We start from the raw sequence: 19,060 nt of genomic DNA, 5'->3' as shown, positions 1-19,060 counted from the left end.
GCCGGGAAAAGGGACTGGAGCGCGCCGGGAAAAGGGACTGGAGCGTGCCGGGAAACGAAACGGTGCCGACACTTCTCGTTCCCCCTCACAGCGACACGATTGTTCCCGCCGTGCCGACACCGCTCGTTTCTCACGGACACGATCGGTGCCACACCGTTCGTTCTGGCCGACATCATTTGTTCCCTGTCCTTCCGGCACGCTTTTCGCCGGAAGGACAGGGACGATCACTCGGAGTCAGGAAAGCCCGTTGCGAAGAGGATGGCGATGGCAACGGAGCAGATGACGGCGATGATCGGAATAGTCCACATCCCTCCGACACTACAATCCGTAGTACTTAGCGTGGGTCACAGAACCCCGTCATGTGTCCAGTGACACATGTCCCGCCCCAGATCCCCGCGTCCCGCACGGCCTCTCCCTATCCCCGCCATCCCCCCACGGCCCCTATCTATCCCGGCATCCCGAAGGGCCCCTCTATCCCCGGCATCCCGCAGGGCCCCTCCCTATCCCCGGCATGCTTTTGGCCGGGGCCGTGGGACGCCTCACTGCTCGGTTTCGGCCTTGACCGGAGCATCGCTCGCATCGGGCCGCCGCCCGATCACCAAGCCCTGGATGATCAGGGCGTACAGCACCACCACCACGATCGGGGCGGCCAGGGGAACCCAGGCCAGCTGGACCGGGACCAGGGCGGCGGCGACGGCGGCGGACGCGAAGACGAGCGCGCCCGTGACCGACGGCAGCGTGGTGGGGACCACCCCGGCGGGCGCGTGCACGGTGGCGGTGTTGAGCAGGTAGGTGGTGGCCACCAGGCCGGTACCGGCCGCGGCCAGGGCGCCGGTGTCGTCCCAGGCGAGCGCGCCCAGCGCCACCAGCACCGCCGCCACCGCGCAGACTCGGAACCGCCAGCCCGCCACCACCGCTACGGCCGCGGGAATCGCCGCCCACGGCAGCACGATCGCGACGGCGGCGATCAACAGCAGGCCGGACAGCACGGCCAGGAATTTCGTCATCGCCGCACCCGCACCAACCGGCGATGCTCCGGAATCAGCCGCATCACCTGATCCAGCCGGGTGTCCTCCGGCCAGGCCACGATGTCGACGCCCACCGTGCCCATATCGCGATACATCGACGCCCGCTCCAGCTGCCACATGCGCGCCATCGTGGCGTCGAGGCCCTCGTAGAACGGGGCTCCGCGCAGCACGTCCACGACCACCACCACGTGCCCGCGCTTGCGCAGATCGATCAGGGCCAGCGCGAACTGCGTGTCCAGCAGTGTCGAGAACGCCACCACGATCGCGCCGAGCGGCACCGCCGCGTGCGGCGCCAGCGTGCCGGAGGTGACGATGTGCTCGTCGCCGACCGACAGCACCGTGTCGACGATGCGGTAGAACTGGCGCCGCCCGATATCGGGCCGCAGCCAGCGCGGGGCCTGGCCCAGGCAGACCACGGCGGTCCGGTCACCGGCCTGCAGCGCCGACTGCGCGACCTGCGCCGCGCCGCGCACCGACAGCTCCAGCGAATCCGCCGCCGGGCCGGGCGCCTGCAGCGAAGTATCCACGAGCACAACGACGTCGGCGGCGCGGTTGGTGAGCCGCTCGGTGACGTAGAGACGGCCGCGGCGCGCGCTCACCGGCCAGTTCACCGTGCGCAGCTGATCGCCCGGCGCGTAGGCGCGGATATCGGCGTACTCCACGCCCGGACCGTGCCGCCGGGTCAGATGGGTGCCGATGCGCTCGGGAAGATCGGTGCGCGGCAACCGCATTCGCTGCGGATCGGCGATCGGATACACGTAGACCTCACCCGCGGGCATCGTCACCGAGGCCACCGCCAGTCCCGCCGGGCTCAGCGCGGTGACCCGCGTCGTCACCGGGTAGCGGCCCCAGCGCCCGGTCGACAACGCCAGCCGCAGACCGGCCGGAGCCGGTCCGGAATCCACCGCCTCCTCCACCCGGACCTCGAGCCCGTGCGTCTGTCGGGGCGTACACCGCAGCAGCGCGTTTCCGTCCTCGACGAAGGCGGCGACGCTCAGCACCACCTCCTCGGATTCGAAGCAGCGCAGCACGCCCGCGCCGTCGACCTGAATCCTGGTGCGCGACACCTGCCACGGCGCCGTCGCCAGCACCCCGAGCATGGGCGCCGCGAACACCAGCAGCTGCCAGCGTCCCAGCATGACCGCCAGTACCAGCACCGGAGCCGCCGCACCCGCCAGCATGAACACCAAAGGAGCCGGTCGCCAACGCAATTCGGACTCGGCGACCGAGCTGGTATCTCGATGCCTCATGTGACGGTGGCGCGCGGGACGGGCAAGCGGCGCAGCAACTCGGTGATCACATCCTCGCCGCGAATGCGCCGCACCCACATCTCCGGGCGCAGGGTGATGCGATGCGCGATGGCCGGAATGGCCAGGGCCTTCACGTCTTCGGGGACAACGTAGTCGCGGCCCAGCAGCAGCGCGCGGGCGCGAGCCATCTGCACCAGGTCCAGTTCGGCGCGCGGGCTGGCGCCCACCTCCACCTGTGGATGACTGCGAGTCGCGGCCGCCAGCGCCACCACATAGGTGACGACATCCGGATGCACGGTGACGAATTCGACCGCCTGCCGCATCTCCAGCAGCCCCTGCGCATCTACCACCTGCCCTACCTGCGGTGGTACCGAACCGCGCTCCAGACGGCGGCGGATCATCTGCGTCTCGTCCTGCTCGGACAGATACCCCAGCCGCAGTTGCACCGCGAACCGGTCCAGCTGCGCCTCGGGCAGCGGGTAGGTGCCCTCGTACTCGATCGGATTGTCGGTGGCCAGCACGATGAAAGGCTGTGGCAGCGGGAAGGTTTCGCCGTCGATGCTGACCTGCCCCTCGGCCATCGCCTCCAGCAGCGCCGCCTGCGTCTTGGGCGGGGTGCGGTTGATCTCGTCGGCCAGCAGCATATTGGTGAACACCGGGCCGCGACGGAAGTTGAAACGGCCCGAGTTCATGTCGTAGATGGTGGAGCCGATCAGGTCCGCGGGCAGCAGATCCGGGGTGAACTGCACCCGGGTGAACTGCAAACCCAGTGCGGCGGAGAAGGATCGGGCGATGAGCGTCTTGCCCAGCCCGGGTAGGTCCTCGATCAGGACGTGCCCGCCCGACAGCACCGCGACCATGATCAGCTGCAGCTCTTCGCGTTTGCCGACCACGACGCGCGCGATCTCCCGCAGCACCGCCTCGCTGCGCTTGATGGTCACGTCCATCGGTGTCGTCATGTTCGTACTCGCACTCATCTCTACCTTTTCACATCGACTGCAGCCGGCGCAGAATCTCGTCCAGGGCCGGGCGGCCCGGCGCGCGGCTGTTCTGGTCGCGCAGCGCCGAATTCGCCGGATCCACCCAGCGCCACAGTTCGGGTCCGAAGAGCAGGATTCCGGCGGATTCGGTGGCACGGCGGTTCTTGGAGATCCGGTGCCCGCTCGACAACTCGAATTCCTTGGCCAGCAGCGGTCGCAGGTGCCGGTCCCAGTCGGCGCGCGAACCGTCGGCGCGCTCGGCCAGCATCTGCGCGCGAGCCCGCCAGTGCCGCAACATCTCCGCGGGGCCGTTGTCGATCTCGTCGTCGGCCGGGTCGGTCGGGGCCTCGGCGCGGGAGCGTTCGACCAGCGACCACACCAGCAGGCCCAGCGCCCCGAGTACCGGCACCCCCACCAGCAGTGGTAGCAGTTCGCGCTGGTTGCCGAGCGCGATCAACTCGAGCACCACGATCACCGCGACGGCGCCGCCGACTATCACCGAGCGGGTCATGAAACCCCCTCGCTCACAATGGTTTCGCCCTGCAGGTCGTTCAGCACGATGCGCAGCAGTTGCTCGGCGCGCATCCGCTGCCACTCCAGCATGGAGTGCGGGCTGAAGCGCGCCTCCTCGAACAGCGCCACCAGTTCGCGGGCGGACGCGTCGTGCAGTGCGCCGCGTTCGAACGCGCGGGCCAGCACCTCCGACGGGGTGTCCGAGATCAGCGGCGCCACCTCGCGCGCCTGGGCCAGGCCGCGTTCCATGGCGCCGTAGCAGGCGATGATCGCGGTGCGGGCGTCCTGGCCCGAGGCGATCATCGCGGCCAGACCCATCTCCGCCACCTGCGCGAGCGACACCGGCTGCTCGGCGGGCACCGGCTCGGGGGCGGCGGCCTGCGGCGCCGGGCGGCTGCGGGTCCCGATCGCGACCACCACCAGGCCGACGATGGCCGTCGCCACCAGCGCGGCGGCAGCTATCCCGACGAGCACGAGGGTGCGACCGCTGAGTTCCGGTGTCCCGGAGAACGGCTGCGGTGTCGGGGGCGGCGTCTGCGTCGGCGGCGTGGGCGTCGGGCGTGCCGTCGGCGGCTGCTGCACCTCGTCGCCGGTCCCGCCCGCCAGCAGGTACACCACCCAGGTCAGGGCCGCGAATACGGCCAGTACCGCCAGTGCCACCAGCAGTGCCAGGCCCAGCCGCCGCAGCTGTCCCGGCCGCCGGTCGGCGTCGCGATCGTGGTCGGGCATGGCCAGCGGCAGGCGGTGCTGGCTGGTGATCACCCCGGCCAGCAGGATCACGATCGAAACCAGCGCCAGCACCGGCATAAGTGCGACCGTGATCGCCGAGGGCGGCGAAACCGCGTGCGGCCCACCGGTACCCGGGACGAATCCGCGCAGTGCGAGAACGGCCAGCACCAGCAGCACGATCAGCCCGATCGCGCGCGGTATCGCCGTTCCGGCCCCGCTCACGGCTCCACCTCGCCGACGCCCGCTGTCGCCGTGCGCGGCGCGCGCCGTGTCATCGATCCGCTCGCAAGCTCGCTCACGAGCATCTCCCAAGAATTCCGGTACTGCACAAAACAGCCACATCGTTACATGCCGGACGGTCCGTCAGCAGGGAAATCGGGACACCGGGGCCAGCGGATTCCCGTCTACCCCACTTGCGGATAGTTGACGCGTAGGCAAACTGTGAGAATCCACAATCCTGCTGCGACGCAACCTACTTGCGTCACAGTGAGCTAACGCCGAGATGCAAACGCCATCTTGCAAGCGAGCATGCCGGAATTACCGAGGTCTTATGCCAGCGCTGGTCTGCCGGTAGGGAGTTCGCTCAGGCGGCTGGCGGTGCGGGCGAGGTCGGGGATGTGGGGGACGTCGCGGACGAGGCCGGGAAGCGAGGTCGTGGCGTAGATGGTCAGGGCCTGGTCGGCGTCGTAGAGGATGTCGACCAGATTCACGAAGCGGGTTGCCCAGTCCATCGGGACGGTGCGCAGGGCCGGTACCCCGCATATCGTCCATGCCCGATAACGTTCCGCGAGTTCCAGAAAGTCCTTCGCGGACAACGGGTTTCCACACAACTCGTCGAAATCCACTACTATGCCGTCGATTTCGCTGCGAACGTGCAGGCTTCGATGGGCGATCGCAATCTCGGTGCCGCCCTCGAAGCGCGCGACCTCCTCGAGATAGCGGCCCGAAGCGAAGTCCGCCCACCGACCACCGAGCGCGCGGTAGTCCTGCGGTCCATCCACGGCCACCACGTCCAGGTGAGCCCGCAACAACTCGATCGTCGGCTGAAACCGTTGGTGCATCAGTGGATTCGGCAGCAGTCCCTCCGGCGGGTAGTTCGAGGTCACCACCAGCACCACCCGCCGGGCGAACAGCCGGTCCAGCAGGCGAGCCAGGAGCATGGCATCGCCGATGTCGTGCACGTGGAATTCGTCGAAGCAGACCAGTTCGGCGGTGCCGAGCACGGAGTCGACGGCCCGGTCGATCGATCCGAATTCGGCCACGGCGGCGTGCAGCCGGGCGAAGAATCCGTGGAAGTGATAGCGGCGCTTGCGCTCCGAGCCCACCTCGGCGAAGAACCGATCCATCAGCATCGTCTTGCCCCGCCCCGGCCGACCGTGCAGGTAGATCCCCCGTGGGCGGCGCCAGCGTCGCCCGATCCGCCCGGCCACGACCGACAACCGCCCCGCGGCGGCCCGCTGTTCACCATCCAGCATCAACTCGTCCATGACCCACTCCCTTCTCTACGCCTGTAGAGGTTCATCTACACTTGTAGAGGATCGTGAGTCAGACCGCGAGGAAAGGTGACGATGTCCACAACCGACCGGCGCACCAGGATCATCGACGCCGCCATCGATCTCATTGCCACCCAGGGGCTTCGCGCCCTGACCCACCGCGCCTTGGACACGGCGCTGGAACTACCCGCAGGCTCGGTCTCGTACTACTTCCGCACCAAGCGCGCGCTCATCGAGGCCATCGTCGACCGAATCGCCACCCGCTCCCGCACCGACTTCGAAGATGCCCGGCTCGACAGTCCCCAACCATCCACAGCCGAGCCGGACGAGATCGCCCGCGGCATCGCACAGTGGCTGGACCGACTACTGGCGCACCGACGCAATCACCTGATCGTGCGGCACGCCCTGATCATCGACCAGCTAGGCGACCCGGAACTCCACCAACGCCTGACCACGTGCCTGTTCTCCCACGAACACGCCACCACCCTGTTCCGAAACCTGGACACACCCGACCCAACCACCGCCGCAGCCGATTTCATCGCAGTCCTCGAGGGCTTGGTATTCGACCGATTCGCCGGAGCAAGAGCTGAGTTGCCCGCTGGCTCGGCACGCAGCCGACAGCAATTGGCAGGAGTATTGCGGAGACACCTCCGCGAGTAGGCCCGCGTCAATCCCGGACACCACGATCAATCGCCGAAACCGGTGATCGGGGTTCACGATCGGTGCATCCCGCTGGTCTGCCCAGGACGCGTGCTTGCCGGGGGACGGTGACGACGGTAGAGTTTCATCGACCGTACGGTCAACCTATTAAGGAAATGTCATGCCGCTCGTCGCCAGCCGCGCCGGCCGAATCCATGTCGCCGAGCGCGGCGACGGACCGCCGATCGTCCTGCTGCACGCCACCGGACACGACCATCACGACTTCGACCCGATCGTCGATCACCTCGCCGATCGGTTCCGGGTGCTCGCCGTGGATTGGCCGGGGCACGGCGAATCCGATCCGCTACCACCGGAGATAGTCGCTTCCGCAATGCTTTTCGCGGACGTGCTGGATGATCTGGTTGATGCGCTCGGGCTCGACACGATCACACTGATCGGCAACTCCGTGGGGGGATACGCCGCGGCCCGGTTGGCGGCCACCCGCCCCGAGTTGGTCTCGCGCCTGGTGCTGGTCAACACCGGCGGCTACACCGGGCGCGGCGCGCTCGTCCGGGCCGGGACCCGAATCCTGGGCACGCCCGCTCTCGCCCGGACCATCTTCCCGCGGCTGATACCCCGATACATGCGGGCGCAGAGCGAGAACGACCACGTAGTACAGACGAAAGCCGTTGCGCGAGCACGCACTTCGGACGGTGCGGGGCTGATCGCCGCCCTGTGGCGCAGCTTCGCCGACCCCGACTACGACCTGCGCGGCGCCCGTATCGTCGCACCGACACTGCTGGTGTGGGGCATGCTCGATATCGTGCTGCCGCCGCGCGAGGCCCGGTCGGTGCAGACCGCTCTGCCCGCCGCGCAGTTGGTCACGCTCGAAACCGGGCACGTGGTCTTCTCGTCGGACCCTGACGGATTCCTGTCGCATGTCACGGATTTCCTGAACCGGGCCGATTCCTCGGTGAAGGGGTGACGACCCGGCAGGACGGTGCCGACCGGACCCGCACCGAATTGCTCGATGCGGGCCTGCGGTTGGCCGGGCATATGGGGTTGGCACAGATGAGCGTCAACCGCATCGTCACCGAGGCGGGGGTCGCCAAGGGTAGTTTCTTCCATCACTTCGGCGACCGGTCCGGATACCTGCGGGCACTGCACCGCACCTTCCACGACCGCATGCTCGCACCGCTACTGAACGATCTCGACAACCGGCCGCCGGGCTGTGATCGCCTGTGGTACAGCGCGATCGACTATCTGGATGCTTTCCTGGAGCAGCCTGGTGTGCGCGCGGTGCTGCTGGAGGCACGCGCGGAGGCGGCGGTGCTGGAGGAGATCCACGCCCGCAATGAATCCCTCGCGCGCCGGGCCGAGCCCGATTTCGCCGCGATGGGCTGGCCGCATCCGCTCGAGGGGGCGCGACTGTGGATTCGGCTGGTCGCCGAGGCCGCCCTCATCGAATTCGATTCCGGTGCAATCCAACCGGAGATGCGCACGGCCCTGCGCCACTATCTACGCTGCAGCCCGCGACCGTGCACAACCCCGCTCGAGTCAGGCAGCGGTCAGCACAAGACCGGATGTCGGGACACCGGTCCCGGCGGTGACCGCGATGTTGCGTAAGCCCTCTACCTGGTTTACCGAAGTACCGCGGATTTGGCGGACGCCCTCGGCTATGCCGTTCATGCCGTGGATGTAGGCCTCGCCGAGTTGGCCGCCGTGGGTGTTGAGGGGGAGGCGGCCACCCAGTTCGATGGCGCCGTCGGCGATGAAGTCTTTGGCCTCGCCGCGGGCGCAGAAGCCGAGTTCCTCCAACTGCATCAGCACGAAGGGGGTGAAGTGGTCGTAGAGAATGGCGGCCTGCATGTCCTCGGGCCGCAGCCCGCTCTGTCCCCAGAGCTGATCGCCGACCAGTCCCATCTCCGGCAGCCCGGTCATGGCGTCGCGGTAGTAGCTGGTCATGACGTACTGGTCCGCGCCGGAACCCTGTGCGGCAGCGACGATCACGGCCGACTTCTGCGGAAGATCCCGGGCCCGTTCGACACTGGTGACCACGATCGCCACGCCGCCGTCGGTCTCCTGGCAGCAGTCCAGCAGGTGCAGCGGCTCGGCGATCCAGCGGGAAGCCTGATGCTCCTCCAGCGTGATCGGCTTGCCGTAGAAGTGCGCCGCCGGGTTCACCGCCGCATGCTTGCGATCGGCGACCGCGATCCGCCCGAAATCCGCATTGGTGGCGCCGTATACGTGCATGTACCGCCGAGCGACCATGGCGACCTGGGCCGCCGGTGTCCCCAGCCCCTGCGGGTACGCCCACGCCGCATCGACGCCGGAGGAGGTGGCCGCGGTCGCCAAATGCGTTGCGAACTGGCCGAATCGGTGCCCCGAGCGCTCGTTGAACGCACGGTAGGCGACCACCACATCGGCGACGCCGGTCGCGACCGCCATCGCCGCCTGCTGCACGGTCGCGCACGCAGCCCCGCCGCCGAACGGAATGTTGCTGAAGAACTTCAGATTCGGGATACCGGCCGCCCGGGCCACGGCGGCCTGGGTGTTGGTGTCCATCGTGAAGGTCGTCAGGCCGTCCACATCCGCGGGCTTCAGACCCGCATCGTGCAGCGCGGCCGTGACCGCCTCGGCGGCCAGCCGCAGTTCGCTGCGCCCGGAATCCTTGGAGAAGTCGGTGGCGCCGATGCCGACGATGGCGGACTTACCGCTCAATGAACTACTCACGCCGTCTCCTGCAGTGCGATAACGGCTTTCGCCGTGATGTGATCGCCGAGGCTGTCGCGGCCGACCACGTCGATATGGATCTCGCCGCCCTCGACCGCGGTCACGGTGCCGCTCAACGTCAGGGTGTCGCCCGCGTACAGCGGCACCCCCAGCCGCAGCTTCAGCGACTTCACGCGCGCGCCCGGCCCGGCCCAGTCGGTGACGAACCGCTGCACCAGCCCGGTGTCGGTGAGGATGTTGACGAAGATGTCCTTCGAGCCGCGCTCGACGGCCTTGTCCCGGTCGTGGTGCACGTCCTGGAAGTCCCGGGTGGCCAGCGCGGTGCTGACCACGAACGTCGGATCGGCGTGGATGACCAGCTCGGGCAGCGTCGTACCGACCTGCACCGCACCGGGTTCCAACGTGGCTGTCATTCGCTCACCTTCCAGTACGGCAGCGTGTTGTCGTCGTCGAGCTTCTCGAAGGCCACCTCGACCGACTGCCCAATGCGCACTGCATCGGGTTCGACGCCGCGCAGCTCGCCGAGCACCCGCACGCCCTCCTCCAACTCGACCAGCGCCACCACGTAGGGCACCTGCCGTCCGGGCACCTTCGGCGCGTGGTGCACGACGTAGCTGAACACCGTGCCACGACCGGAGGCCACCACGTAGTCGGTCGGCTTGGTCTTGTCCTCCCACAGCGCGGGCACCGGCGGGTGCCGCAGCGTACCGTCGGGCAGTCGCTGAATGCGCAGCTCCCCGGCCTTCGTTCCCTCCCAGAAGAATTCGGTGTCCTTCGAGACGGTCGGACGGGCCCGCTTGCTCAGATCCTCCTGCGCGGCAGCCGGTTTCGCCGTACCGGGCGCGAACTTCAGCATCCGGAACGACATCTCGGTGACCGCCTCGTCGCCCACATACCAGGTCAGGATGTAGGTCGCGAACCAGCCCTCGCCGAGTCCGGTTCGCTTGGGCCCCACCAGATCCTGCAGCCGGGTGCGTGCCTCGACCCGCTCACCCAGCTCCAGATACCGGTGATAGGTCTGCTCGCAGTTGGTCGCCACCACCGACGTGTAGCCCGCGGCGTCGAGCAGGTCGTTGACCGCGTTCATCGGGTCGTCGGCCGGGCGCGCCCCGTGCAGCCCCGGCATCGACCACACCTGCGCCATTGCGGGCGGGGCGACGATGCCCGGATGCCCGGCGTCCCGGGCGGCCTGCTCGTCGACGTAGATCGGGTTGGCGTCGCCGATGGCCTCGACCCAGTTGTTGATCATGGGCTGGTTGACCGGATCGCGCGCCACGCGCGGTGCGCACTCCCCCTTGTCCCTGATCCGTTCCCCGGCCGCGGAGATCTGTTCCGCTGTCATGGTTTCCGGCATTGGAAACTCCTATCTCGGTACGCGCGGCAGCTGCAGCCCGGCGGTGGCGATGAGTTCACGCATGATCTCGTTGACGCCGCCGCCGAAGGTCACCACCAGGTTCTGCTTGGTGCGCCGGTCCAGCCAGTGCAGCAGTTCAGCGGTCGGCGGATCCGCCGGATCGCCGTACCGCCCGACGATCTCCTCGGCCAGCCGCCCCGCCTCCTGCAGCGATTCGGTCGAAAAGACCTTGGTCGCGGAGGCATCCGCGATCACGCCGGACGGATCGCTCTCGGCATTCCCCGCATCGGCGGCCACCTGCCAGTTCAGCAGCTCGTTGAGCCGGACCATGGCGTGCATGCGACCCAGCGAGCGCCGCACGTCGGCCTCGCCCAGCACCCCCTGCCGCCGCGCGAAGTCCCGCGCGCGGTCGTAGAGCTGCTCGATCTTGCCGGACGGCCCCAGGCTCACCCGCTCGTGATTGAGCTGGGTGGTGATCAGCTTCCAGCCCCGGTTCTCCTCGCCGACAAGCATATTCGCCGACACCCGCACGTTGTCGAAGTAGGTGGCGTTGGTGTGGTGCGCGCCGTCGCAGGTGATGATCGGCGTCCACGAGTAGCCCGGATCCTTGGTGTCCACGATCAGGATCGTGATGCCGCGGTGCCGAGACTCGGCCGTGCCGGTGCGGCAGGCCAGCCACACGTAGTCGGCCTCGTGCGCACCGGTGGTGAAGATCTTCTGCCCGTTGACGATCCAGTCGCCGTCCGCATCGCGCACCGCGCTGGTGCGCAGCGACGCCAGGTCGGTGCCCGCCTCGGGCTCGGAGTAGCCGATCGCGAAATGTACATCGCCGGAAAGGATTGCGGGCAGGAACTTTCTCTTCTGCTCCTCGGTGCCGAACTGCTGCAGGGTCGGGCCGACCGTCATGAGCGTGACCAGCGGCAGCGGCACATCCGCCCGCGCGGCCTCGTTGTAGAAGATCTGCTGTTCGACCGGCCCGAATCCCTGCCCGCCGTACTCCTTCGGCCAGCCCACCCCGAGGCGGCCGTCGCGGCCCATGCGCCGCACCACCGCGCGGTAGGCGTCGCCGTGCCGGTTCACCGACATCTCGGCCTCCTCCTCGGGAGTCACGAGATCGGCGAAGTAAGAACGCAATTCGTCACGCAGCCGGCGCTGCTCGGCCGTCAGGTCGATGAACATCTGGCTCCCAAACGATCCAGCCGGAACGACGCGCCGCCTAGCCAGCGGGCGATGTCCTTGGCCTGTGAGTAGTAGCGATGCAGCGGATGGGTCACGTCCACACCGATGCCGCCGTGTAGGTGGTGACACTTCTGCATGGCCGCGGGTAGGTCCGAGGCCACGCAGTAGGCGAGCACGTCCAGGTCGTTGTCGACCCGCTCGCGATGTTCGGGGCTCTGATCCTCTTGCGCCAGAGCCCAGTTCGCCGACAGCGCGGCCGCGTGCAGCGTGCGCGAGACGACGTAGACGTCGCCGATCTGCTGGGCCACCGCCTGGAATTCCGCCAGCGGGCGGCCGAACTGATGCCGGGTCCGCACGTGCTCGGCGGTCAGTGTCAGCACACCCTTCAGCAGTCCGTCGGCGACCGCGCCGATCGACGCCAATGCCAGCCGGTGCAGGTCGGCGATGCCGTCCGGCAGTAGCTGCTCCGCGGGGATCTCGGCGCCCTCGAGATGCACGGAGAACTCCGGGGCACCCGTGGAAGCCGGACTCGCCACCCGGGTGACGCCCGGCGTATCGGCGTCCACCACGGCGATTCCGGAGTCCGTCGGCACCAGCAGCCACTGCGCCTGCTCGGCGTACGGCACCGCGATCTTGCGGCCGCTGATCCGCACCACGTCGCCGTCGGCCACCGCGGTCGTCTCCGGCTTCAGCGCGAACGGCGCGCCGGGCTCGTGCAGCGCCGCGGTCAGCACCGCGCCCTTGGCCACAGCCGGAAAGATCTTCTCCGCCAGCGCGTCCGGTACCCGGCCCACCAGCGGCAGCACCCCGAACCCGAGCGTGGCCAGCGCGGGCACCTGCACGGCGTCGGTGGCCAGCTCGGTCAGCATGGCCGAGACCTCGAGCAGTCCCATATCGTCGCCACCGAAGCGTTCCGGTAGCGCGACCGCCAGCAAACCGCTGTCGACGAGTGTCGGCCAGAGCTCGTTATCGCGCGCGCTGTTGCGTTCCAGCAAACTTACGACAACCTCGGCGACAGCGTCCTGGCTCTCGTCCCTATTGAAGTCCAATTCATTGCTCCCGTGTCAGATGTGGAGTCAGCCGTGCGATTCGCGCGGGAGCCCGAGAATCCGTTCGCCGGCCACGGTCAAAAGGATCTGCTCGGTTCCCCCCGCGATCGACAAACAGCGTGTTAACAGGAATTCTTTCACCACATCCGATTCCTGAGCGCCCGCGACACCGGCGAGTTCGACGGCGAACTCGGCGACCGCCTGACGATGGCGAACACCGACCAGTTTGCGCACGCTGCTCTGCGGTCCGGGGTCAATTCCGGCGAGCATTCGCTGCGCTGCTCGGGTTTCCAGCAATAACCCAGCGACCGATTGGGCAACCAAATCGCCGAGACGATCGGCAATCAATTCGGCACCCGGTCCGTCGGCCGGAGCGGTGGCGATCAGGGTTTCCAATTCCTCCCCGATTCCGCTGCCGCCCATGGCGACCCGTTCCGAGGACAGCGTGGAGCGGGCGATTTTCCAGCCCCCGCCCAATTCGCCGACCAGGCAGTCGTCGGGGACGAATACCTCGTCGAGGAAGACCTCGGAGAAACGCGCCTCCCCGGTGATCTGCACCAGCGGCCGGATGTCGATGCCCGGGCTGTTCATATCGACCAGGAAGTAGCTGATGCCGCGGTGCTTGGGCACCTCGGCATCGGTGCGAGCCAGGCAGATTCCCCAGTTCGCCACGTTCGCCAGCGACGTCCACACCTTCTGGCCGCGCAGCTTCCAGCCGCCGTCCACGCGGGTCGCCGTGGTGCGCAACGCCGCCAGGTCGGATCCGGCCTCGGGCTCGCTGAACAGCTGGCACCAGACCACCTCGCCCCGCAGCGTCGGCTGCACGAAGCGCTCGACCTGCTCCGGCGTGCCGTACTGCAGCAGCGTGGGCACCGCCCAGTTGCCGATCTGGATGTCCGGCACCGTGATTCCGGCGCCGCGCACCTGCTCATCGATCAGCGAGCGCAGGATCGGGCCCGCCCCGCGGCCGTAGGGCACGGGCCAGTGCGGGGCCAGCAGTCCGGTGTCCACCAGCGCATCGCGCTGCTGCTCGGCCGGGAGGGCGGCGATGCGGGCAATATCCGCGCCGAGTTCGACGGCGTCGGCCGCGCTCAATCCCACGGCCTCCCAGGCCGCCACGTCACCCTGCGCCACTCCGGAATCCCGGCCAAAAGCATGCCGGGAAGACGAAGAGTCGTCGGCACGCCGGGAAGACGACGTGACGTCGGCACGCCCGGAAGACGAAGAGGCTTCGCCTTCCGGGGGAGGCGAGGTGAGGTCGGCCCCCAGATCCAGGCCGACGGTGCGGCGCTTGCCCGCTCGCACGAGTTCCGTCACGCGGGCACGCCAGACCGACCCGCCGCCCAGCAGTTGCCGCAGGGCGACCGCCCGGCGCAGATACAGGTGCGCGTCGTGCTCCCAGGTGAATCCGATGCCGCCGAGGACCTGTATGCAGTCCTTGGCAGTCTCCACCGCCGCGTCGAGGGATACCGACATCGCGATGGCGGCGGCCAGCGGCAGTTCGTCACTGCGATTGTCGACGGCCGCGGCCGCATCGGCGGCGACCGCGCGGATCAGCTCGGCGCGGCACAGCATGCCCGCGCAGATGTGCTTGACCGCTTGGAATTCGCCGATCTTGCGCCCGAACTGCTCGCGCACCTTGGCGTAGTCGGTCGCCGTCTCGAGGCACCAGCCCGCGATCCCGGCCAGCTCCGCGGCCACCAGCGCCGCGGTCAGATCCCCTACGGCATAGGGGGGTTCGAAGATCCGATCGGCCGTGACACGCACGCCGGAACAGTGCACGCGGGCCAGCGGGGTACTCGGATCCAGCGGGGGCAGGTCCTCGATCCGCAGGCCCTCGGCGCCTGGCTCAACGAGGCACCACGCCTGCCGGACCTCCGCATTTCCGGCGTGCTTTTGGCCGGAATCCCCAGCGAGATCCCGGCCAAAAGCATGCCGGGAGTGCGAGGTCGACTCTGCATGCCGGGAAGACGAGGGGAGTTCGACCGGCAGCAGCACGGCCGTGCCCTCCGCCGCACCCAGTACCGTTTCCCACACGCCCGTCAGCACCAGGTCGCCGGTCCCGTTGTCCGGCACCGCAACCGGGTCGCCCAGGGCGATGCCGCCGGGCGTATCCTCGTCCAATGCTCCGCCGGTAACGAGGCCGGTGAGCGCGGTCGCCGAGATCGGCCCACCCACCAGATCGTGGGCCGCCTGCTCGATGAGAACCGCCAGGTCGTTCACGGATCCGTCGGCGCCACCTGCGGCTTCGGGTAGGGCGACGCGGAACACGCCGAGACCGACCAGACTCGGCCAGAATTCGCGCCAGTATCCCGGATCGCCGCTGCGCATGGTTGCAATCGGGCGTACCGCCGCGGCCCATCCGCGCATCGACTCCTGAACGGCTTTATGCTCGTCAGTGGTGGCGATGGTCACACTCCATACCGCCTTTCCGGCGTGACTCCCACACCTAGAACATGTTCTAATATTCGAGCCGGGCGGAAGTCAAGACACGGTCCGTCACAGCGGCACGACGGCAACAGGCGCGACACAACGTTTGCAGGAAAGGACTCTCACCAATGGCCAGTCCCTCCCGAGAGCAGTCAGCCGACTCGGGGGCGCGGAACGGAAATCGCCCGCGTGCCACACCGGTGAATACACTCAGCGAGGACGAGCTCAGCTCGGCCGCGCAGCGCGAACGCCGTAAGCGCATCCTCGACGCGACCCTCGCGCTGGCCTCCAAGGGCGGCTACGACGCGGTGCAGATGCGCGCGGTCGCCGAGCGTGCCGACGTCGCCGTGGGAACCCTGTACCGGTACTTCCCGTCCAAGGTGCATCTGCTCGTGTCCGCGCTGGCACGCGAATTCGAGCAGTTCGAGAGCAAACGCAAACCGCTGGCGGGGCAATCCCCCAGGGAACGCATGCATCTGCTGCTCACCCAGGTCACCCGGGCCATGCAGCGCGACCCGCTGCTGACCGAGGCGATGACCCGCGCGTTCATGTTCGCCGACGCCTCCGCGGCCGCCGAGGTCGACCGGGTCGGACGGGTGATGGACCGCTTCTTCGCCCGCGCCATGAACGATGACGAACCCTCGGAACGCGACCTCGCCATCGCGCGGGTCATCAGTGACGTGTGGCTGTCGAATCTGGTCGCGTGGCTGACCCGGCGCGCCTCCGCGACGGACGTCACAGAGCGCCTCGAACTCACCGTTGACCTGCTACTCGGGGCCGAATCGGCTTAAAATTGCCACGTGCTCCGCGTGGCAAACCAGCAAACCTACGGCAGGAGACCGCACAATCGGGGATGCGCACGGGGAGGCAAACGTAAACGTCTCGTATCACTGCGCGAATGAGCGAGCAAACCCTACCCAGTAGAGTTTCCCGCGCCCTGAAAAATCTCCTCCGATCTATAGGTTGGATGCGTGAGCGCACAGGATCTGTCACAGGAACTTCGCCGTGCGTTGTCGGCAGTAGCCCGCATGCCACGGCTGCTTGTCGCCTCGGACTACGACGGGACCATCGCGCCCATCGTGTCCGACCCGGCGAAGGCCTACCCCCATAGGGAATCGGTGAGCGCGCTGCGGGCGCTCGCCGGTCTGACCGCCACCACGGCGGCCGTCATCTCCGGCCGGGCACTGCGAGATCTCGCGGCGCTGTCCCGGCTTCCGGTCGAGGTACAGCTGATCGGAAGTCACGGTTCGGAATTCGACGTCGGCTTCGTCCATGCCATCGACAACGACGCCAAACAGCTGCTGCAGGAAGTGCAGAGCGCGCTGAGCCGGGTCGCCGCGGACAATCCGGGCGCGACGGTCGAGATCAAACCGGCCAGCGTCGCCCTGCACGTGCGCAATGCCGCCCCCGAGGTGGGCCGGCGCGCGCTGCAGCAGGCCCGGCAGGGTCCCGCCAGCTGGGTGGGCGTGCAGGTGACCGAGGGCAAGGCGGTCATCGAGCTGGCGGTCATCCAGACCGACAAGGGCGCCGCCCTCGACATCATCCGACATCAGGAGGGCGCCTCGGCGGCGGTCTTCTTCGGCGACGACGTCACCGACGAGAAGGCGTTCGCGCGCCTGTCGGGCCCCGACGTCGGCATCAAGGTGGGCGACGGCGAGAGCCTCGCCGGACATCGCGTGGCCAGCACCGAGGAGGTGGCCAAGGCCCTGGCGTTCCTGCTCGAAGAGCGGCGCACCTGGCTGGCCGGTGCCTCGGCCCCCCGAATCGAGCGGCTGACCATGCTGGCCGGCCCCCGCTCCAAGGCACTCGTCACCCCCGACGGCACCGTCACCTGGTTCTGCCACCCGGAACCCGATTCGGCGGCCGTCTTCGCCCACCTGCTCGGCGGGCCGCAGGCCGGACATTTCACCATCGCGCCGGAGCGCCCCGGGCTGCCGCTGTCGCAGCGCTACGTCGACGGCACCATGACCGTCGAAACCCGTTGGGCCAGCCTGCAGGTGGTCGATTATCTGCCGCACGACGTCGCGCCCGAGCGCACCGACCTGACCCGGGTGATCACCGGTGACGCCAAGGCCGTGGTGACGTTCGCGCCGCGGCCCGAGTTCGGCCAGGTGCCTGTCAATCTGGAGGTCGAAGCCGCGGGTCTGCGGGTGCACGGCACCAACGATCCGATCGTGCTGCGCTCACCGGGCGTGCAGTGGCAGATCGTCGAGGAGGGCATCCACCAGACCGCCCGCGCCGTCATCGATGCCTCCCTCGGGCCGGTCGTGCTGGAGATGCGCTGCGGCACCTCCGATCTCGCGCCCGCCATGGTCAGCGAGCCGGAGCGGCGGCGTGAGGCCGAACGCTACTGGCGGGACTGGTCGGAGGAGCTGGAGCTGCCGCCGCTGAAGCCGGATCTGATGAAGCGGTCCGCGCTCACGCTGCGCGGGCTGGTGCACGCACCGTCCGGATCGATCATGGCCGCGGCCACCACCTCGCTGCCGGAGGACATCGGCGGCGTGCGCAACTGGGACTACCGCTACTGCTGGCTGCGCGACGCCTCGATGACAGCGCACGCCCTGGTCGCGCTCGGCTCGGTCACCGAGGCCGAGGAGTTCCTGGAATGGGTGCACCGGGTGCTGGAGACACTGGCCGGGCCGGAGCGCCTGCATCCGCTGTACACCCTCTACGGGGAGACGCTGGGGCCCGAGGCCGTGCTCGATCAGCTGCCCGGCTACGCCGGTTCGCGGCCGGTCCGGGTCGGCAACGCGGCCAATATGCAGGTCCAGCTCGACGTGTTCGGGCCGATCGTGGACCTCATCGCGGGGCTCGCGGACGCGCGGGAGCGCAAGGGCATCACCGATCCCGCCAAGGCGCTGCCGGACCGGGACTGGGAACTGGTGCACGCCATGGTGTCCGCGGTGCAGCGGCGCTGGCGCGAGCCCGATCACGGCATCTGGGAGATCCGCGGCAACCCGCGCCACCACGTGTACTCGAAGGTGATGGGCTGGATGACCGTCGACCGCGCGCTGCGGCTGGCGGAAAAATTCCACCGCATGGTCGATACGGCCTGGCTGGAGCTGCGCGACACCATCGCCGACGAGGTCCGCACCAAGGGCTGGAACGAGGAGGTGCAGTCCTACACCGCGGCCTACGACGGCACCGACCTGGATGCGGCGACCCTGCACATCGGGCTGAGCGGGCTGATCGAGCCGTCGGATCCGCGGTTCGCCGCCACCGTCGTGGCGACCGAGGCGGAGCTGCGCAGCGGATCCACGGTGTACCGCTACCACCACGACGACGGCCTGCCCGGCGGCGAGGGCGGCTTCCACCTGTGCGCGGCGTGGCTGGTGGAGGCATACCTGCTGATCGGCAAGCGTTCCGACGCCGAGGCGCTGTTCGCGCAGCTGGTGGACGTGGCCGGGCCGACCGGGTTGCTGAGCGAGGAGTACGACCCGGTCGCCGAGCGGTCCCTGGGCAATCATCCGCAGGCCTACAGCCACCTGGGTTTGCTGCGATGCGCGCAGTTGCTGAGTCAGCCGGTGCCCGCCCTGGCGCAATAGTGCAGCGGTAGTACGGCTTACGGGCATCGCAACGGCCCGCTCCCGATCGGGAGCGGGCCGTTGCCGCCTTTCCGGACCCCCTCCGCCGCCATTCCGGCATGCCCCACCGGTCGTTCCGGCATGCCCATCCCGTCATTT

Annotated in this window: 17 protein-coding genes; 5 read left to right on the top strand and 12 right to left on the bottom strand. The window is 68.5% G+C overall.

Going from position 1 to position 19,060, the window contains the following annotated elements:
* Positions 1–539 precede the first annotated feature (539 nt).
* The 6 genes from NM1_RS21290 to zapE all read right to left on the bottom strand — a co-directional run bounded on the left by NM1_RS21290 (position 540) and on the right by zapE (position 5,987).
* Positions 540–1,007: a hypothetical protein gene (locus NM1_RS21290; RefSeq protein ID WP_068022441.1), complete on the bottom strand. Its 468-nt coding sequence runs from the start codon at positions 1,005–1,007 to the stop codon at positions 540–542.
* Complete coding sequence (locus tag NM1_RS21285) at positions 1,004–2,278, bottom strand: DUF58 domain-containing protein (protein WP_068022438.1); 1,275 nt, start codon at positions 2,276–2,278, stop codon at positions 1,004–1,006. The genes NM1_RS21290 and NM1_RS21285 overlap by 4 nt, the downstream gene beginning before the upstream one ends.
* A complete protein-coding gene (locus tag NM1_RS21280) occupies positions 2,275–3,237 on the bottom strand; it encodes an AAA family ATPase (RefSeq protein WP_068022435.1) in 963 nt (320 codons plus the stop codon). The genes NM1_RS21285 and NM1_RS21280 overlap by 4 nt, the downstream gene beginning before the upstream one ends.
* 28 nt (positions 3,238–3,265) lie before the next feature.
* Positions 3,266–3,769 carry a hypothetical protein gene (locus NM1_RS21275; RefSeq protein WP_068022432.1) on the bottom strand — a complete coding sequence of 168 codons (504 nt, stop codon included), beginning with the start codon at positions 3,767–3,769 and terminating at the stop codon, positions 3,266–3,268.
* Positions 3,766–4,722, bottom strand: a complete 957-nt coding sequence (locus NM1_RS44460) for a DUF4129 domain-containing protein (protein WP_068022430.1) — start codon at positions 4,720–4,722, stop codon at positions 3,766–3,768. Before NM1_RS44460 ends, NM1_RS21275 begins: the two co-directional genes overlap by 4 nt.
* 326 nt (positions 4,723–5,048) lie before the next feature.
* The gene (zapE, locus tag NM1_RS21265) at positions 5,049–5,987 is read right to left on the bottom strand and encodes a cell division protein ZapE (RefSeq protein WP_068022427.1); all 939 of its coding nucleotides are present in this window, start codon (positions 5,985–5,987) and stop codon (positions 5,049–5,051) included.
* A gap of 81 nt (positions 5,988–6,068) precedes the next feature.
* On the opposite strand from zapE, the gene NM1_RS21260 reads away from it, so the two are divergent.
* From NM1_RS21260 to NM1_RS21250, 3 genes are all read left to right on the top strand, one after another.
* Complete coding sequence (locus tag NM1_RS21260; RefSeq protein ID WP_068022425.1) at positions 6,069–6,653, top strand: TetR/AcrR family transcriptional regulator; 585 nt, start codon at positions 6,069–6,071, stop codon at positions 6,651–6,653.
* A 160-nt stretch (positions 6,654–6,813) separates the two neighbouring features.
* Positions 6,814–7,617 carry an alpha/beta fold hydrolase gene (locus NM1_RS21255; protein WP_068022421.1) on the top strand — a complete coding sequence of 268 codons (804 nt, stop codon included), beginning with the start codon at positions 6,814–6,816 and terminating at the stop codon, positions 7,615–7,617.
* The gene (locus tag NM1_RS21250; RefSeq protein WP_068022419.1) at positions 7,614–8,258 is read left to right on the top strand and encodes a TetR/AcrR family transcriptional regulator; all 645 of its coding nucleotides are present in this window, start codon (positions 7,614–7,616) and stop codon (positions 8,256–8,258) included. The genes NM1_RS21255 and NM1_RS21250 overlap by 4 nt, the downstream gene beginning before the upstream one ends.
* Here NM1_RS21250 and NM1_RS21245 read toward each other — a convergent pair.
* The 6 genes from NM1_RS21245 to NM1_RS21220 are packed head-to-tail and all read right to left on the bottom strand — an operon-like array spanning position 8,190 to position 15,362.
* Positions 8,190–9,365: a lipid-transfer protein gene (locus NM1_RS21245; protein WP_068022416.1), complete on the bottom strand. Its 1,176-nt coding sequence runs from the start codon at positions 9,363–9,365 to the stop codon at positions 8,190–8,192. The two genes, NM1_RS21250 and NM1_RS21245, sit on opposite strands and share 69 nt — an antisense overlap.
* Positions 9,362–9,778 (bottom strand): MaoC family dehydratase, encoded by a 417-nt coding sequence (locus NM1_RS21240; protein ID WP_068022414.1) that lies wholly within the window; start codon positions 9,776–9,778, stop codon positions 9,362–9,364. The genes NM1_RS21245 and NM1_RS21240 overlap by 4 nt, the downstream gene beginning before the upstream one ends.
* Entirely contained in the window at positions 9,775–10,707 is a 933-nt protein-coding gene (locus NM1_RS21235) for a bifunctional MaoC family dehydratase N-terminal/OB-fold nucleic acid binding domain-containing protein (protein ID WP_084519871.1), read from the bottom strand. The genes NM1_RS21240 and NM1_RS21235 overlap by 4 nt, the downstream gene beginning before the upstream one ends.
* Before the next feature lie 21 nt (positions 10,708–10,728).
* A complete protein-coding gene (locus tag NM1_RS21230; protein ID WP_068022408.1) occupies positions 10,729–11,898 on the bottom strand; it encodes an acyl-CoA dehydrogenase family protein in 1,170 nt (389 codons plus the stop codon).
* On the bottom strand, positions 11,883–12,947 hold the full coding sequence (locus NM1_RS21225; protein ID WP_068022406.1) for an acyl-CoA dehydrogenase family protein: 1,065 nt from the start codon (positions 12,945–12,947) through the stop codon (positions 11,883–11,885). The genes NM1_RS21230 and NM1_RS21225 overlap by 16 nt, the downstream gene beginning before the upstream one ends.
* 27 nt (positions 12,948–12,974) lie before the next feature.
* Positions 12,975–15,362, bottom strand: a complete 2,388-nt coding sequence (locus tag NM1_RS21220) for an acyl-CoA dehydrogenase family protein (protein ID WP_255286201.1) — start codon at positions 15,360–15,362, stop codon at positions 12,975–12,977.
* Positions 15,363–15,505: 143 nt separating this feature from the next.
* Here NM1_RS21220 and kstR point away from each other — a divergent pair, with 143 nt between their 5' ends.
* Together kstR and otsB are read left to right on the top strand one after the other, a co-directional pair.
* Positions 15,506–16,168: a cholesterol catabolism transcriptional regulator KstR gene (gene kstR / locus NM1_RS21215; protein WP_068022403.1), complete on the top strand. Its 663-nt coding sequence runs from the start codon at positions 15,506–15,508 to the stop codon at positions 16,166–16,168.
* A 180-nt stretch (positions 16,169–16,348) separates the two neighbouring features.
* On the top strand, positions 16,349–18,922 hold the full coding sequence (gene otsB, locus NM1_RS21210) for a trehalose-phosphatase (protein ID WP_068022402.1): 2,574 nt from the start codon (positions 16,349–16,351) through the stop codon (positions 18,920–18,922).
* Positions 18,923–19,060 lie beyond the last annotated feature (138 nt).

Source organism: Nocardia mexicana NBRC 108244, assembly GCF_001613165.1.
Lineage (GTDB): Bacteria > Actinomycetota > Actinomycetes > Mycobacteriales > Mycobacteriaceae > Nocardia > Nocardia mexicana.
Note: the sequence above shows the minus strand (reverse complement) of the source record. Positions and strands in the feature narration are given on the sequence as shown.

Bases quoted from the DNA above. Each gene is read 5' to 3' on its own strand.
- NM1_RS21290 (WP_068022441.1), bottom strand. From the start codon at position 1,007: ATGACGAAATTCCTGGCCGTGCTGTCCGGCCTGCTGTTGATCGCCGCC.
- NM1_RS21285 (WP_068022438.1), bottom strand. From the start codon at position 2,278: ATGAGGCATCGAGATACCAGCTCGGTCGCCGAGTCCGAATTGCGTTGG.
- NM1_RS21280 (WP_068022435.1), bottom strand. From the start codon at position 3,237: ATGACGACACCGATGGACGTGACCATCAAGCGCAGCGAGGCGGTGCTG.
- NM1_RS21275 (WP_068022432.1), bottom strand. From the start codon at position 3,769: ATGACCCGCTCGGTGATAGTCGGCGGCGCCGTCGCGGTGATCGTGGTG.
- zapE (WP_068022427.1), bottom strand. From the start codon at position 5,987: ATGGACGAGTTGATGCTGGATGGTGAACAGCGGGCCGCCGCGGGGCGG.
- NM1_RS21260 (WP_068022425.1), top strand. From the start codon at position 6,069: ATGTCCACAACCGACCGGCGCACCAGGATCATCGACGCCGCCATCGAT.
- NM1_RS21255 (WP_068022421.1), top strand. From the start codon at position 6,814: ATGCCGCTCGTCGCCAGCCGCGCCGGCCGAATCCATGTCGCCGAGCGC.
- NM1_RS21240 (WP_068022414.1), bottom strand. From the start codon at position 9,778: ATGACAGCCACGTTGGAACCCGGTGCGGTGCAGGTCGGTACGACGCTG.
- NM1_RS21235 (WP_084519871.1), bottom strand. From the start codon at position 10,707: ATGACAGCGGAACAGATCTCCGCGGCCGGGGAACGGATCAGGGACAAG.
- NM1_RS21230 (WP_068022408.1), bottom strand. From the start codon at position 11,898: ATGTTCATCGACCTGACGGCCGAGCAGCGCCGGCTGCGTGACGAATTG.
- kstR (WP_068022403.1), top strand. From the start codon at position 15,506: ATGGCCAGTCCCTCCCGAGAGCAGTCAGCCGACTCGGGGGCGCGGAAC.